Origin of the sequence: Patiriisocius sp., assembly GCF_051252435.1 — a bacterium.
GTDB lineage: Bacteria > Bacteroidota > Bacteroidia > Flavobacteriales > Flavobacteriaceae > Patiriisocius.
Genome location: NZ_JBPOFW010000007.1, coordinates 21,403 through 36,131 on the forward strand (window position 1 = coordinate 21,403; position 14,729 = coordinate 36,131).

Annotated in this window: 16 protein-coding genes; 12 read left to right on the top strand and 4 right to left on the bottom strand. The window is 36.5% G+C overall.

Features of this window, described 5'->3' with window-relative positions; translation table 11 throughout:
- Positions 1-126: 126 nt before the first annotated feature.
- The 7 genes from ACSHW7_RS13735 to ACSHW7_RS13765 all read left to right on the top strand — a co-directional run bounded on the left by ACSHW7_RS13735 (position 127) and on the right by ACSHW7_RS13765 (position 5,588).
- Entirely contained in the window at positions 127-825 is a 699-nt protein-coding gene (locus tag ACSHW7_RS13735) for a hypothetical protein (RefSeq protein WP_435679940.1), read from the top strand.
- A gap of 53 nt (positions 826-878) precedes the next feature.
- Positions 879-2,408 carry a helicase HerA-like domain-containing protein gene (locus ACSHW7_RS13740; protein WP_435679941.1) on the top strand — a complete coding sequence of 510 codons (1,530 nt, stop codon included), beginning with the start codon at positions 879-881 and terminating at the stop codon, positions 2,406-2,408.
- A gap of 164 nt (positions 2,409-2,572) precedes the next feature.
- Positions 2,573-3,139 (top strand): hypothetical protein, encoded by a 567-nt coding sequence (locus ACSHW7_RS13745; RefSeq protein WP_435679942.1) that lies wholly within the window; start codon positions 2,573-2,575, stop codon positions 3,137-3,139.
- 207 nt (positions 3,140-3,346) lie between these two features.
- On the top strand, positions 3,347-3,547 hold the full coding sequence (locus tag ACSHW7_RS13750; RefSeq protein WP_435679943.1) for a hypothetical protein: 201 nt from the start codon (positions 3,347-3,349) through the stop codon (positions 3,545-3,547).
- Between the two features lie 23 nt (positions 3,548-3,570).
- Positions 3,571-3,993, top strand: coding sequence for a VOC family protein (locus ACSHW7_RS13755; RefSeq protein ID WP_435679944.1), 423 nt, complete (start codon positions 3,571-3,573; stop codon positions 3,991-3,993).
- A gap of 11 nt (positions 3,994-4,004) precedes the next feature.
- A complete protein-coding gene (locus ACSHW7_RS13760) occupies positions 4,005-5,048 on the top strand; it encodes an AI-2E family transporter (protein ID WP_435679945.1) in 1,044 nt (347 codons plus the stop codon).
- Between the two features lie 90 nt (positions 5,049-5,138).
- Positions 5,139-5,588 carry a YkvA family protein gene (locus ACSHW7_RS13765; protein WP_435679946.1) on the top strand — a complete coding sequence of 150 codons (450 nt, stop codon included), beginning with the start codon at positions 5,139-5,141 and terminating at the stop codon, positions 5,586-5,588.
- Positions 5,589-5,756: 168 nt separating this feature from the next.
- On the opposite strand, the gene ACSHW7_RS13770 is transcribed toward ACSHW7_RS13765, so the two are convergent.
- Together ACSHW7_RS13770 and ffh are read right to left on the bottom strand one after the other, a co-directional pair.
- The gene (locus ACSHW7_RS13770; RefSeq protein ID WP_435679947.1) at positions 5,757-6,644 is read right to left on the bottom strand and encodes a bifunctional 5,10-methylenetetrahydrofolate dehydrogenase/5,10-methenyltetrahydrofolate cyclohydrolase; all 888 of its coding nucleotides are present in this window, start codon (positions 6,642-6,644) and stop codon (positions 5,757-5,759) included.
- 63 nt (positions 6,645-6,707) lie between these two features.
- The gene (gene ffh, locus ACSHW7_RS13775; RefSeq protein WP_435679948.1) at positions 6,708-8,036 is read right to left on the bottom strand and encodes a signal recognition particle protein; all 1,329 of its coding nucleotides are present in this window, start codon (positions 8,034-8,036) and stop codon (positions 6,708-6,710) included.
- 231 nt (positions 8,037-8,267) lie between these two features.
- Here ffh and ACSHW7_RS13780 point away from each other — a divergent pair, with 231 nt between their 5' ends.
- From ACSHW7_RS13780 to ACSHW7_RS13795, 4 genes are all read left to right on the top strand, one after another.
- Entirely contained in the window at positions 8,268-9,584 is a 1,317-nt protein-coding gene (locus ACSHW7_RS13780; protein WP_435679949.1) for an amidohydrolase family protein, read from the top strand.
- A gap of 81 nt (positions 9,585-9,665) precedes the next feature.
- Positions 9,666-10,337 carry a hypothetical protein gene (locus ACSHW7_RS13785; protein ID WP_435679950.1) on the top strand — a complete coding sequence of 224 codons (672 nt, stop codon included), beginning with the start codon at positions 9,666-9,668 and terminating at the stop codon, positions 10,335-10,337.
- 22 nt (positions 10,338-10,359) lie between these two features.
- Positions 10,360-10,758: a hypothetical protein gene (locus tag ACSHW7_RS13790; protein WP_435679951.1), complete on the top strand. Its 399-nt coding sequence runs from the start codon at positions 10,360-10,362 to the stop codon at positions 10,756-10,758.
- A gap of 65 nt (positions 10,759-10,823) precedes the next feature.
- A complete protein-coding gene (locus ACSHW7_RS13795; protein ID WP_435679952.1) occupies positions 10,824-11,918 on the top strand; it encodes a glycoside hydrolase family 3 N-terminal domain-containing protein in 1,095 nt (364 codons plus the stop codon).
- Positions 11,919-12,036: 118 nt separating this feature from the next.
- Here ACSHW7_RS13795 and ACSHW7_RS13800 read toward each other — a convergent pair whose 3' ends face one another.
- Positions 12,037-13,626 (bottom strand): DUF4139 domain-containing protein, encoded by a 1,590-nt coding sequence (locus tag ACSHW7_RS13800; protein ID WP_435679953.1) that lies wholly within the window; start codon positions 13,624-13,626, stop codon positions 12,037-12,039.
- 184 nt (positions 13,627-13,810) lie between these two features.
- Positions 13,811-14,416: a fasciclin domain-containing protein gene (locus ACSHW7_RS13805; RefSeq protein ID WP_435679954.1), complete on the bottom strand. Its 606-nt coding sequence runs from the start codon at positions 14,414-14,416 to the stop codon at positions 13,811-13,813.
- 93 nt (positions 14,417-14,509) lie between these two features.
- Here ACSHW7_RS13805 and ACSHW7_RS13810 point away from each other — a divergent pair, with 93 nt between their 5' ends.
- Entirely contained in the window at positions 14,510-14,713 is a 204-nt protein-coding gene (locus ACSHW7_RS13810; protein ID WP_435679955.1) for a membrane or secreted protein, read from the top strand.
- Positions 14,714-14,729: the final 16 nt, after the last annotated feature.

Below are 14,729 nucleotides of genomic sequence, written 5' to 3' on the forward strand. Positions count from 1 at the left end.
TTAAACACAATTAAAAGAGTATGAGACTTCACCCTAGGTAGTTCATCGGAAATTAAATGCAATATGTCCAAAATCTAAAAAAAATGCCGTGAAAAAAAACTCGTGCTGTTACTTTTGAAAAAAAACATGAGAAATTTACTATATATCCTCTTATTATTTATTTCAATTAATGCAACTGCTCAGGTAGGTATTGGTACTACTTCGCCAGACGACGGTTCAGCTTTGGAAATACAGAGTACATTAGGCGCATTTGTACCCCCCAGAATGACAACCACTCAAATGAACAATATACCAACGCCTCTTGACGGAGCAATCGTTTATAATAGTTCAGAAAACAGCCTCTTTATTAGAACAAACGGCGTTTGGTCATCACTTACAAACACAAATAAAGGAACGTTAATTGTTAATAAAAATTATTCAGGCGGCAACAATGCTATCCTAGGTGGAAACAACACCTATTATGAATTCCCTATTGGTATCGCAGATATTTTAGTAAATGATAACGCACTCTACACAGTAACAGGTAATGGTACGATTACCGTAAAAGAATCTGGAAATTATCTATTATCAGCTTCTTTTTCTTCAAACAACGCACCCTCAGGCAATAGCAAATATATTATTGCCGTAACCATAAATGGAACTCTAATTGGTTACCTTTCTAGAGGATTTACAAGCTTACCTTCTTCAGATTTTTGGGGAACAAGTGGTACTTTAATGTACCCCATTACCGCTAATCAAACCGTCAGGTTTAGATATGTATTTAATAATAACAACAATCCTATAAACGCAGCCTTTTTTAATTTTGGAATAAATAAATTAAATTAATATTTCTCTTCGGAAGCTTTATACAATTACTATTTTTATCCAAAATAACAACCATGGCAGACAAACAAGCTTTCTTTGACCACATTACCGAAGGGTACCAAACCAAAGGTGATTCAATAATTATGGGTTCGGCAATGCTCGACGGAGAAACCATAACCAATGCATTCGTAAAAATTCCTTTAAAAACAATCAACCGTCACGGCCTCATCGCTGGAGCAACGGGTACAGGAAAAACAAAAACCCTGCAAGTGCTTGCCGAAAACCTGAGCGAAAAAGGCGTGCCCGTTTTATTGATGGACATGAAAGGAGATTTAAGCGGTATTGCCATGCCAAGTCCCGGACATGCGAAAATTGATGAGCGACACGAAAAAATTGGAATTCCATTTGAGTCCAAAAAATTTCCTGTGGAAATTTTAACGCTGTCAGAACAAGAAGGTGTTCGCATGCGAGCCACCGTGAGTGAGTTTGGTCCCGTATTGCTATCAAGGATTTTAGATTTAACCGAAACGCAAAGTGGAATTGTCGCCGTGATTTTCAAATATTGTGACGACAACAAATTGCCATTACTCGACTTGAGAGATTTCAAGAAAATGCTCAACTACGTTACCGAAGAAGGTAAAGAAGAAATTCAAAAAGACTACGGTAGAATGTCAACGAGCTCAACGGGTTCTATTCTTCGGAAAGCAATAGAAATCGAACAACAAGGAGGTGATTTATTCTTTGGAGAAAAGTCGTTCGAAACAGACGATTTGTTGCGTACCGATAAAAACGGGATGGGATATATCAATATTTTACGATTGACCGATATCCAAGACAAGCCGAAATTATTTTCAACATTTATGCTCTCCCTATTGGCCGAAATCTATGCTACGTTTCCAGAGCAAGGCGATAGCGGAAGACCCGAATTGGTTATTTTCATTGATGAAGCGCACCTTATTTTTAATGAAGCGAGTGACGCACTACTCGACCAAATTGAAAGTATTGTAAAATTAATACGTTCAAAAGGCGTGGGTCTTTATTTTGTAACACAAAACCCTACGGATGTGCCAGATGCTGTATTGGGACAATTGGGATTAAAAATTCAACATGCATTGCGTGCCTTTACCGCAAAAGACAGAAAAGCCATTAAATTAACCGCAGAAAATTATCCTATTAGCGAATATTACAAAACGGATGAGGCATTGACCTCTATGGGAATTGGAGAAGCGATGATAAGTGCGCTAAACGAAAAAGGGATTCCCACTCCGCTTGCCGTAACCATGCTACGTGCACCAATGAGCAGAATGGACGTTCTTGAAGATAGCGAATTGCGAGATTTGATTAACACTTCAAAAATGGTGAAAAAATACAATGAAGTTGTTGACCGCGAAAGCGCCTACGAAATGCTCAACAAAAAGATAGAAATTGCCGAAAAAGAAGAGGCAAAAGAAAAAGCTAGAAAGGAAAAGGAGGAAGCCGAAAAAGTTACGAGTCGAAGAGCGACCACTCGCAGTAGCAATAGACAAAACCCTTGGATTAAGACATTGACAAGCCCCACTGTTATAAGAAGTGTTTTAGGTATTCTTGGAAAAATGATGCGTTAATTGGATAAAAAAATAGTTCAAAAAAAAGAATAATTTTTTATCTAAAGATTAACTATCAATAAAGACTTTTATAAGGTAAGTTTTCTACTTTTGCACCGTTTAAAAACGAAACATTAATCAAAAAAACCCAGCGGAAATAGAAGTAAATTCTCGACGCATTACCTATGAAAAAAACGATACTTTTAGGAATAGTAGCATCATTAGCATTTATTCAATGCGAAACAAAAACCGATAAATTTGCCGTTGGTGATGGAAGCGTTGGCCCGGTCAACAACGAAACAACGGTAAAGCAATTAGATTCTATTTTCGCAAACGACAGTATTGTTGCGCTTACCCCAATCAAAGATGCCATTGGCACGCAAGGCGAAGTCGAATTATTTGAAAAAGGTGGAAAAAAATTACTTTTACTTTCTCCCGACGATGAAAATAATCCTGAAGCTACCATTACAAATATTCGAGTTTTTGACGAACGTTTTAAGACCAACAAAGGCTTAAACATTAAAAGCACCTATAAAGACATTAAGGATAACTATGAAATTGCAGGGATACAAACTAGCTTCGACGCGGTTGTGCTTTTTCTGAAAGATAGCGATGTTTATATTACCATTGACAAAAAAGAACTTCCAGAAAATTTACGCTACGACCCAAGTTTAACGATTGAAGCATCACAAATTCCTGACGCTGCAAAATTTAAATATTTTATGGTTGGCTGGGACGAAAGCGAAGAGTAACTTCTATAAATTTTTAAATATTTAAAAAGCCTGTGGTTTAAAAACTACAGGCTTTTTTAAGTTTCTGAAATTTCTACTATTTCATATTTCCGAAGAAGAAAAACCTTGCTTTAGCGTTGCTTTCAACACACAAACTTCTGTTAATGTCATTTAGTAGATCAGTTGAAACTAATATCTTTAAATCATTAACCAAAAAACAACTTAATCATGATTAAAATATTAGGACTTATTATGACCATTGGAGGAGCAATTGCTCTAATTTTAGGGGTTCTATCTGCTTTTGGAAGCATGAATATTGGTAATGCTCAATGGCCTTCAATTATTTTAGGAGTTGTATTCTTTTTTGCGGGAATTGGTCTTTTAAAATACCGTAAAGATACTGATGTTGTTGATGCTGAGAATAATTAATAAATTTACTTATTTAATTTTCTATGAGCAAAATACAACCGTTCCATTTAGCTATTCCCGTTCATGATCTTGCTGCATGTCGCAAATTTTACAGAGATATTTTAGGTTGTGAAGAAGGACGCAGTAGCGACCATTGGGTTGACTTCAATTTTTTTGGACACCAACTAGTAATCCACTATAAAGAATCAAACAATGAGCCTAAAACTTCAAACCCAGTTGATGGCAAAGATGTTCCAGTTCCCCATTTTGGCGTTGTACTTTCCATGGATGATTTCAATTCTTTAGCCGAAAAATTAAAAACAAAAAGTATTGAATTTATCATTGAACCCTATACTAGATTTAAAGGGCTCGCGGGTGAACAATCCACTTTGTTCTTTAAAGACCCTTCAGGAAATGCGCTTGAATTTAAATCGTTTAAAGACATCAATCAATTATTTGCAATTTAATATATAAAATCATGAATCAATCTAATGCCATAAAGCCTGTTATCATAAGACAGGTGTTTATTTTGCTCATTATTTTATTAATAGGAGTGTTGATTTTTAGAGAAATGCTCCCTTACTTTTCTGGTGTTTTAGGAGCTGTTACCATTTATGTATTGATGCGTCCATGGATGACAAAACTTGTAAAAAAAGGATGGAAGCCAGATTGGGCAGCTGCATTTTTAATGTTTATTTCTTTTATAGGAATATTGCTTCCTGTAACTGGTATTGTCATCATGCTAGGAAATAAAATAGGCGAGGCCGTAAGAAATTCACAAAAAGTAACCGAAGCTTTTAAAAATCAACTAGAAAATTGGGAAGGAAAGCTGGGCTATGATCTAAGTTCACAAATAGACGTTGGTGCAGTATCTTCATGGATTTCCGAAAATTTACAAGGATTTGCCGGCGGCACATTTACCATTTTCATTGCAATTGGTATCATGTATTTCTTATTATATTATATGCTTACCGGTAGACAACAGCTTAAAGATTCTCTTTATGAATATGTACCAATCAATAGGGTAAATCTAAAAGAAATTGGAAAAGAAATAAACCACATGGTACGCTCAAACGCTTTGGGTATTCCTATGGTTGCAATAGCGCAAGGCGTAATTGCACTCATCGGTTTTTTTATCTTTGGTATTAAAGACCCTTTCTTTTGGTTTGTAATTGTAACAATTGGTTCAATGATTCCATTCGTAGGGACGCTGCTTGGCATCATTCCTGTTTTTTTATTGACACTTTCGACTGGAGATAATTTTCAAGCTTGGGCAATATTGATTTATGGTCTTGTAGTCGTTGGTTCGACTGATAATATTATTAGACTTTATGTATTAAAAAAACTGGATAATGTTCATCCATTGATTACTTTGATTGGTGTAATTGTTGGAGTTCCACTTTTTGGTTTTATTGGATTAATTTTTGGACCTCTACTCATTAGTCTATTTATTGTTATTGTTAGGATTTACAAAAAGGAATATGGAAAGGAAGTTCCACAAGAATCCGAGGAAATACTTTAACTAATTTTAATAGTCCTTCTGAAAACAAATAACAAAATTTTAAATAAATTAAATTTCACAAATTGTACTTTTACGTAAAACCTAACAAATATGTTCTTCAACAAGAAAAATAAAAATACAGATAAAGAAAATGCTTCTAAAGAGACTTCTTTTTTTGAAGAAAAGATAAATGACACCTTTGAAGATAAGGTAGTAAAAGTTGATGATGATGATATCGAGGTATTACTCGAAAATGAAGAAGCAGTGGAAAAGAAACTTTCTGGCGTAAACTCATTGACCAAATATCTTGAAATTGGAAAAATTATGTTCGGGATGATCAAGGATATCAAGCGCGGTGCTTATACAAATGTACCTTGGTTCACCATTGCCACAATTGTAATGTCCCTCTTATATGTTTTAAATCCCCTAGATTTGGTGCCAGATTTTATTCCCGGAATTGGATACCTTGATGATTTAGCTATATTTTCAATTGGTATTGGTTGGATTGAAAGTGATATTCATAAATATCTTGATTGGAAAATTGAACAAGCTAATTCATAAAAATACGCGTCAATTATCAATCAAACAAGAGCGATTGACTCCTTAAAATTTTCGCGGAAGCTTAAAAATAAAAATTCCCGTTTTGAATTATTTCAAAACGGGAATTTTTATAAATGGTTATTAGAACTTAATAGGTTTGACTGCTCTCAAATGGACGATCGTCCAACATTACTTACGCCCGTTAGCTCTCTGCTCTCTTGCTAACAATGTATTCTTCAACAACATCGCGATTGTCATAGGACCTACTCCTCCAGGAACTGGAGTAATAAAACTTGCTTTTTTGCTTACGTTTTCAAAATCTACATCGCCTACGATTGAGTAGCCTTTTGGCTTTGTATCATCCTCTACTCTCGTGATTCCCACATCAATAATGACAGCATCGTCTTTTACCATTTCGGCTTTCAAAAAATTGGGAACGCCCAATGCAGATATAACTATATCTGCCTGACTCGTAATCTGTGTAATGTTTTTTGTGTTGCTGTGTGTAAGTGTAACGGTGCTATTTCCTGGCCAACCTTTTCGGCTCATTAAAATACTCATTGGTCGTCCCACGATGTGACTACGGCCAATAACTACGGTATGTTTTCCCTTAGTGTCTACTTTATATCTTTCTAGTAATTCTAGAATTCCAAAAGGTGTGGCAGGAATAAACGTGGACATATCCAGCGCCATTCGACCAAAGTTTTCAGGATGGAATCCATCAACATCTTTACTAGGGTCAACAGCCATCAAAACACGTTGTGTATTTATTTGTGGAGGCAGCGGCAACTGAATGATAAAACCGTCAATGTCATCATTGGCATTAAGTTCTTCGATTTTATCAAGTAGTTCAATTTCACTCGTGGTATTGGGCAATCGCACCATTGTAGACTCAAAACCCACTCGCTCGCAAGAACGGACTTTGCTCCCCACATATGTCAAGCTCGCACCATCATCACCCACTATTACTGCGGCAAGATGTGGTACTTTCTCGCCATTCGCTTTCATTTTAGTTACCTCAGCGGCAATTTCATTTTTGATATCGTTACTTACTTTCTTTCCGTCGAGAATTGTCATTTGCTGAAGTTATTAGTTAATTTTTCTTATTCGTAAATCGAAAATCGTAATTCATAAATTTCCTTACCTCATCTTCCCCATCATTTGCATCATCTTCTTTCCACCACCACCTTGCATCATTTTCATCATTTTGCTCATTTGGTCAAATTGCTTTAAAAGTTGATTCACTTCTTGAACCGAAGTTCCACTACCCTTTGCAATTCTCTTTTTACGACTTCCGTTAATAACTGCAGGTTGCGTGCGTTCTTCAAGGGTCATCGAATTGATAATTGCTTCAATTCCTTTAAAGGCATCATCATCAATATCCACATCCTTCAAGGCTTTTCCAGCGCCTGGAATCATCCCGACCAAGTCTTTCATGCTTCCCATCTTCTTCACTTGCTGAATTTGCTTCATAAAATCGTCGAAACCAAATTGATTCTTCGCAATCTTTTTCTGCAATTTTCTAGCTTCCTCTTCATCAAACTGGTCTTGCGCTCTTTCTACAAGCGAAACCACATCCCCCATTCCAAGAATACGGTCTGCCATACGTGATGGATAGAATACATCAATCGCATCCATTTTCTCACCCGTACCTATAAATTTTATTGGTTTTTCTACGACCGTTCTAATAGAGAGTGCAGCACCACCTCTTGTATCACCATCCAATTTTGTTAAGATAACTCCGTCAAAATTAAGACGGTCGTTAAAGGCTTTTGCAGTGTTTACCGCATCTTGCCCAGTCATTGCATCCACAACAAATAAGGTTTCGTCTGGAGTAATTGCTTTATGAACATTCGCAATTTCCGTCATCATCGCTTCGTCAACGGCAAGACGACCCGCTGTATCGACAATAACTACATTAAATCCATTTGCTTTTGCATGTGCAATAGCGTTTTTTGAAATGGCAACCGGATCCGTATTTCCAACCTCAGCATATACCTCAACTCCTATTTGCTCTCCAACTACCTGTAATTGGTTAATTGCCGCAGGACGGTAAATATCACAGGCAACCAATAAAGGCTTTTTTGATTTTTTGGTTTTTAGATAGTTCGCTAATTTCCCCGAAAATGTAGTTTTACCACTTCCTTGTAAACCAGACATTAAAATAACGCTCGGAGCTCCTTTAAGATTCATCCCCACAGCTTCACCACCCATCAAAGCGGTCAACTCATCTTTCACGAGTTTTACCATCAATTGCCCAGGCTGCAACGTAGTCAATACATTTTGACCCAACGCTTTTTCCTTTACCGTAGTAGTAAAATCTTTGGCGATTTTAAAATTCACATCGGCATCGAGTAATGCTCGGCGCACTTCTTTTAAAGTTTCGGCAACATTTACTTCTGTGATGCTCCCATGACCTTTGAGGACGTGGAGGGCTTTGTCTAACTTATCACTTAAATTATCGAACATAATCAATCTAGTTTTTAATCAATCGCACGTTTTCTGCGAGGGTGGCAAAGATAGTGATTTAAGCAAGCGTTTCAAAGCGAAAAATCGTCTTTAGTCAATAGCTTTTAGAAGGTTGTAAATAAGCAGTTTCAACAATGAATTTAGCTCCATTTAGCTTCGGAAATATTAACGGTGTAAGCTATCAATATAAAATTCCATTTTCCGTAACTTACCTTTCTAAAACTACAGCCCATGTTATATTTCAAAAAACTACTCTTCGTTGTTATACTTTTCGGTTTAAATTCGACAATTTCATTAAGCCAAATTACAGTAATCCATGCGGGAACAGTGCTTGATATTCCTGGAAACTCGCCAAAGACCGAGCAGACCATTGTCATTGAAAAAGGTACAATCATCGACATGCGAAGTGGCTACTTACAGCCCGCCCAACTGGGAATGAATAATCCCGATGTTACGATTATCGATTTAAAAGATAAATTTATAATGCCCGGATTTATTGACATGCACACGCATATTACTGGCGAGAGGGACCCGGCTTCAAATCCGCACGAATGGACAATACTCGAAGAGGCAGATGCTGCCTTCGAAGCCATCCCGTTCGCAAAAAGAACGCTCGATGCAGGATTTACAACTGTTCGCAATCTGGGTGGAGATGCCCATATTATGAATGCACTCAAACGAGCTATCGCAAACAAAACAATTGAAGGGCCAAGAATTATTGCTTCCAACGGAGCCGTTTCGGCAACAGGTGGGCATGGCGATTTTCATGGTTATAAAGATGCTATTATGGAAATGGTGGGACAAGATGTGAGTATTTGCGATGGTAGCGATGACTGCCGTCGTGCGGTTCGCGCTCTCGTAAAAAGTGGCGCCGACGTTATTAAAATAACGGCAACAGGTGGAGTTTTGAGCAATACCGCAGCTGGTGTGGGTCAACAATTAACAGATGACGAAATGAAGTCAATCGTAGCGGCAGCAGCAAGTTTAGGTAGAAAAGTAGCCGCCCACGCCCATGATGCCGAAGGTGTAAACGCAGCGTTGCGCGCGGGAGTCAATTCAATTGAACACGGGTCTTATTTAAATGACGAATCAATTAGACTATTTCAACAAACGGGGGCTTATTTAGTGCCCACGCTTTTGGCAGGAGTTTCAGTATATGAGGAGTTATCCGTGAACCCCAATATTCCACCCGCGATTGTTGAAAAAATTAAACAAGTAGCTCCCGTTGTGGAAGCTTCGTTTAAAAAAGCGATGAAAGGAAATATAAATATTGCTTTTGGAACTGATAGTGGCGTGAGCAAACATGGAACTAATGCGCGCGAATTTGAATTGATGGTAAAATATGGTATGGATGAAAACGAAGCCATCAAAACCGCAACAATAAATGCCGCAGAACTTCTTGGAATGTCAAGCAGTCTTGGCACTTTAGAAAAAGGAAAAATTGCAGATATTGTTGCCGTAGATGGAAATCCGTTGGAGAACATTTCAGAATTAAAGAATATAACTTTTGTGATGAAAGAGGGCTATGTTTACAAATCATCGATGTGATGTTAATCTATTCACAAACACCTTAGGAGTTATGATGAAAAGCTTAAATTTTGTATTTACAACTTAAAAAAGATTAGAATTATGAAATTTACAATAAAGCTTGAGAACATTAAGTCGGTTGAATCGATTGCGGGATACTGGAATAATGATGACTACAGAAATTTACTGGAGTTATTTGATTTTGGTGATACTTCAGCGCTTTCTGATGCAGAGCTTTTTGAAATGCTTTCGCTGGCAATTTCAGATTTTGAACCACCACAGGCTGCGGAAATCGTACTTGCTTATAAATTGAGCGACCATTTAAATACGGGACAGATTGAAAACCTCGCACACGAAATGTTGCTCGACAAAATTGCTGAAGAATATCCCGAAATCCCTTTGCATTATCCACTTTATAACATCAATCAATTGTTATATAAAGCGTATAACGGCAAATTTCCGAAGACCATTGCTTCAATTATTGATATCGAGCTTTCATTTGAAGGAGAAGTTACTGTGGACAAAGACATTATGCTGCGTACGTTGAGTGACATGCTTACTGAAAGAAGTTTGCTAAAGAGATTATTTAGCGACAAATTAGATTCAGAAAAAGAATTGAAAATTGCAGACGGGATTATCTGGGAGTTACATAAAAAAGGAGAAAATAAATACCAACTAGTAAGCTCAGATTATTGGTTTAATAGAGACGATTTTGAAACAATGGAATTCTCTGGAGTGCTGAGCGAAGAGGAAATTGAACATGAAGGAGAATAATCACTTATAAAAAACAATCCTTATGGAATTAACGCAATCTAAAATTACAAAAGGATTTATTATTTCGGGACTGATGAATACGTCGGTCCTTATTTTTTCTAGGTTTTTCACCAACGAAACTATTGCTGAATATGACCCGGTAGTCATGACAAACTTTGGTTTGCTAATGATTTTACTTTGGGGGTTGGCTCATATTTCCGTAGCGAAAAACTATGAACAGGTACCTTGGCTCATCGCCGTATTTGCTATCGAAAAGATAATTTATGGCTATACTTGGATTCAATGGTTGATGAATAATTCTATCCAAGAAGTATATGAAAAAGATGTAATGGCAGGTATGTTCTACTCTGTTTATGGTATTAATGATTTGTTCTTTTTTGTATTCTTTTTAATCGTATTCTTAAAAGTTTTTAAAAAATAGCGAACGTAAATAACGACTCAAAAGAGTCTATCTTCGCAAATTTAAAACGGAAAAAAATTGAACTAATGAAAAAAGCACTATTTACTTTTATCACCCTATTAATAACTTGCTCGCAAGTCATTTCTCAATCTCACAATCTAAATGATTTCTATAAATACGACCCTGTAATTGAAAATCGAGTGGATGAAATTTTTCAATCGCTCAACGATACAGAACGTGTGGCACAGATGATAGTAACATCGGCGGGAGAATTAGGAAAACCTGAAAGCGTTGTCATAAAATTAGCACAGGAAAATAAAATAGGTGGTGTCGTATTTTTAAAGGGAACCAAAGAAAACCACAAACGCGTTATTGACAGTCTTAATGCAATCAATAAATCACAAAACCAACTTCCGCTCCTTTACTCTATTGATGCCGAGCCTAGTTTATTTAATGGCAGATTGAAAGGCACTTCGCCATTGATGAATACTATTGATATTAAGACAGATGCGCAATCAGATTCGGTGGCGCGAATTATCAACAAGGAGTTGTTGGAAATAGGATTTAGACAAAACTTCGCTCCCGTTGTGGATGTAAGTCCTGGGAATGAAGCCATCAAGAATAGAAGTTTTGGCAATGATAAGAATCAAGTGATTTCATTGAGTAAACAATTTATTGAAACCACTCAAGAGCAGGGCATTATTGCCACGGCAAAGCATTTTCCTGGACACGGTCTCGTTACCGGCGACACCCACAAAAAAAGCGTTTACATTGATGGCGATTTACAGGAAGTTGACGTGTACCCGCCGTTAATTGAAGCTGGTGTTTTGTCTATAATGATGGCGCACATTACAATTAGAAACAACTCAAAATATGATACGAATGGCCTACCATCAAGTTGTTCGAGAAATATTGTAACGGGATTACTAAAAGAAGAATTGGGCTTCAAAGGTCTTATAATTACTGATGCACTAAACATTATGAAAGCAGTCACTATAATCGACAACGCACCACTACTCGCCTCAAAAGCTGGGAACGATATGCTATTGATGCCCATCGACGAAACTCAAACAATTGATGCTATTATTGCTGAAATGCAACTTGATCAAAATTATAAACAGCAAATATATACTTCGGTAAAGAAAATTATCCGAATGAAGTTATTTTTGGGTTTGATGTAGTTGGTTTCAGTTGAAATGAAACTCCAAAAATTTATTTTTTAAAATTTCCGAAGAAAAAAAAGCAGCAAATTCAATAAAGAATTTGCTGCTTTTTAATTTGAGTTAGGTTTCAGAAAAATTATTTGATGCCAGTAATCGATTTGCTTTTAGGGTATTTCACCGAGTAAACAAACGTTTCTTTTTGAGTTTGTCTAGGCGCAATGTTTAGCGTCCATAATAATTTACCAATATCCTCAGTGTATTCCGCACTTCCTTTTTCATCTAAAGTAATTTCAATATCCTTGTTTTGAGACACGGGAACTTGGTCTAAAATTTCAATTTTGATTGGAACAGATTTTTTGTTTTTCACTGTGATTTCATAGCCAATCTCTTCTTTTTTATTGGTCCCTATAGTTTTTGAAGACTTGAAACTCGCAATGGGAGTTCGCTCAACAACAATGCTGTTATCTAATCCCATAGAAATCAACAACTCGTCTGAAGTGACCGCCGGATTGATGTAGGAATTGCCCACAAAACTACCTTCAAAAAAGATATTTGCATTTCCAGCAACCAAATTGTACTCGCTCCAATCGCTAATTTTAGCAAGTAAAAATGCTCCAGTATTTAATTTTGGGACTGAGTGGTAAATATATTCTGTCTCTAGTTCGTAGGATTTTAAAGCCACCAGATTTTCTTTGCCATCACTATTAATAGTTTGCTTGCTCGTGATATCAAAATCTACACTGAGTTGATTTTCTGAAATTTCAGACCGCATAACGGGAACAGCAGATGCTTTACGAGATTCTAAAGCCATATTACTCTGCACAACTGCATCCTCCATTTCCATTTCTGCTCCATAACCTACAACTCTTGGCTCGTAAACATTTGCATAAAGCGGACTTAAAATGGGGCGGTTGTTATTTTGAGAAGGGTTCCCCGTAGAAACGGTCATTGAAATATTATCCCAAGCTACACCTGTATTTTGAAATACATTTGCTTTATAATTAAGCTGAACATTTTCGGTAATTCCGTTTGACCTTAAATCATAAATAGGATTCCAACCCGCGTTGTTGACAATATATTTAGTTTCGAAAGCAATCGTTTTTGAAGTGCTTGAAGCCACTTTAAGAATGATATTACCAGATGGTTTGTTAAACTTTGCATTAACTTCATTTAATTGTTTCTGAAGGTTTGCCATTTGTTCTTGTAAAGGCTTTTGCTCCTTTGTTACCGCCCTTAATTTTTTACGAATTTCTAGAAATTTTGTTTCATACACATTGCTCAGTTCAATTACTTGTTGCGGTGTAAAACTAGCATTTCCGGTTCCTAAATCTTGATTTTTTTGAAGGATTTCCTCCATTCCTTTATAGCTGCTCTTTTTATCTTCAAGTATGGCTAATTCTTCAGCAACGGCTTCCATTTGCGATTTAAGACCCTCTATTTGCTTGTTGTTTGTGGTAGATTTTAAGTAATTGTTTTCATATTTGGCAGATAACAACACCGCGCTCGCATCTTCAAATTGTATTTGCAAACTTGAAGGAACAATATGCGTTGAAATCCCAGTTAATACAATTTCTTGTGTTCCAGATGTTGCATTAAATGTTGCGTTTCTGGCAATTTGAGCATTCTGTTTAAACACTTTTACACTCTTAATTTTGGAATCAATTTCAGTCTGGCCAAAGACAGTTGCTGCGCACAGAAGGAATACTAAAAATAGTTGCTTTTTCATTTCGTTGAATATTTTTGTTCAAAACTAACACAGTACTAGTAGCCAAAAAACCTTAAATGAGTTAACCGAGTGTTACAGTGAGTGAAGCACCTCAACTAATTAGTTTGGCCGCGTTCTTAAAATTCCAAAACAAAGAGAACTTATTTTAAAAATTCAAACTAAATAAATGAAAACATAAATAAACCTACTCTCCCATTACGGCATCAATCACGTGCAAAATGCCATTTTCGGCTTTGATATCGCTCTTGACTAGTTTCGATTTTTTACCATTGGCATCAGTAAAAATAATATCCATCCCATCGCGCGAAGCATTTAATTGAGTGCCGCCCATCGTATTTATTTTAAAATTGCCATTATGGTTACGAATGCTACTTACAAGATTAATGGAATCTAAATTGCCAATCACAATATGATTTTTAAGAAGTTGCTTTAATGAAGCCACATTTGCAAGATTGTAAACCCTCTCTTTTGTTTTTGAATCCATCGCGTCAAAGGCGTCGTTAGTAGGCGCAAAAATCGTGTACATTTTACCACCCTGCATCAAAGAATCCACAAGCCCAGCCGAAATAGCACTACTCACAAACCTTGAAAGTTCTGGCGTCATCATCGCACGAGACACCACAGAACTACTTATATTCTTCTGTCTTTTAGCATCTAATTCTTTCCCTTCGGAAATTTTAGCCACCGAATCTACAGGTGCTGTTTCAGTATTTTCTTTGACTTCATTTTTACACGAAAATAACAACGGAAACAACAATGCGATTAGAAAATAACTAAGTATGGATTTCATAATATATAGGTTTTTAAAAGGTCCTAAAATTAATCAAATTAAAATGCTATCTGTAATAAAGATTGTATTTTTGTAACATAATTTATTTATGTAATGGCAATTTTTCTAATCACATTAGTACTCTTATTATTAGCCGTAGCAGGTATTGCAATTAAACTTTGGGCAAAAAAGGACGGTAAATTTGCCGGAACATGCGCCAGCCAAAGTCCGTTTTTAAATAAAGATGGCGAAGCTTGTGGTTTTTGCGGTAAAACCCCAGACCAATTTGAAAACTGCAAAGAAGAAGCACACTCATAAAAGTTCATAAAAGGCA

Coding starts and splice junctions, on each gene's coding strand:
- ACSHW7_RS13735 (WP_435679940.1), top strand. CDS start 127: ATGAGAAATTTACTATATATCCTCTTATTATTTATTTCAATTAATGCA.
- ACSHW7_RS13740 (WP_435679941.1), top strand. CDS start 879: ATGGCAGACAAACAAGCTTTCTTTGACCACATTACCGAAGGGTACCAA.
- ACSHW7_RS13745 (WP_435679942.1), top strand. CDS start 2,573: ATGAAAAAAACGATACTTTTAGGAATAGTAGCATCATTAGCATTTATT.
- ACSHW7_RS13750 (WP_435679943.1), top strand. CDS start 3,347: ATGATTAAAATATTAGGACTTATTATGACCATTGGAGGAGCAATTGCT.
- ACSHW7_RS13755 (WP_435679944.1), top strand. CDS start 3,571: ATGAGCAAAATACAACCGTTCCATTTAGCTATTCCCGTTCATGATCTT.
- ACSHW7_RS13760 (WP_435679945.1), top strand. CDS start 4,005: ATGAATCAATCTAATGCCATAAAGCCTGTTATCATAAGACAGGTGTTT.
- ACSHW7_RS13765 (WP_435679946.1), top strand. CDS start 5,139: ATGTTCTTCAACAAGAAAAATAAAAATACAGATAAAGAAAATGCTTCT.
- ACSHW7_RS13770 (WP_435679947.1), bottom strand. CDS start 6,644: ATGACAATTCTCGACGGAAAGAAAGTAAGTAACGATATCAAAAATGAA.
- ffh (WP_435679948.1), bottom strand. CDS start 8,036: ATGTTCGATAATTTAAGTGATAAGTTAGACAAAGCCCTCCACGTCCTC.
- ACSHW7_RS13780 (WP_435679949.1), top strand. CDS start 8,268: ATGTTATATTTCAAAAAACTACTCTTCGTTGTTATACTTTTCGGTTTA.
- ACSHW7_RS13785 (WP_435679950.1), top strand. CDS start 9,666: ATGAAATTTACAATAAAGCTTGAGAACATTAAGTCGGTTGAATCGATT.
- ACSHW7_RS13790 (WP_435679951.1), top strand. CDS start 10,360: ATGGAATTAACGCAATCTAAAATTACAAAAGGATTTATTATTTCGGGA.
- ACSHW7_RS13795 (WP_435679952.1), top strand. CDS start 10,824: ATGAAAAAAGCACTATTTACTTTTATCACCCTATTAATAACTTGCTCG.
- ACSHW7_RS13800 (WP_435679953.1), bottom strand. CDS start 13,626: ATGAAAAAGCAACTATTTTTAGTATTCCTTCTGTGCGCAGCAACTGTC.
- ACSHW7_RS13805 (WP_435679954.1), bottom strand. CDS start 14,416: ATGAAATCCATACTTAGTTATTTTCTAATCGCATTGTTGTTTCCGTTG.
- ACSHW7_RS13810 (WP_435679955.1), top strand. CDS start 14,510: ATGGCAATTTTTCTAATCACATTAGTACTCTTATTATTAGCCGTAGCA.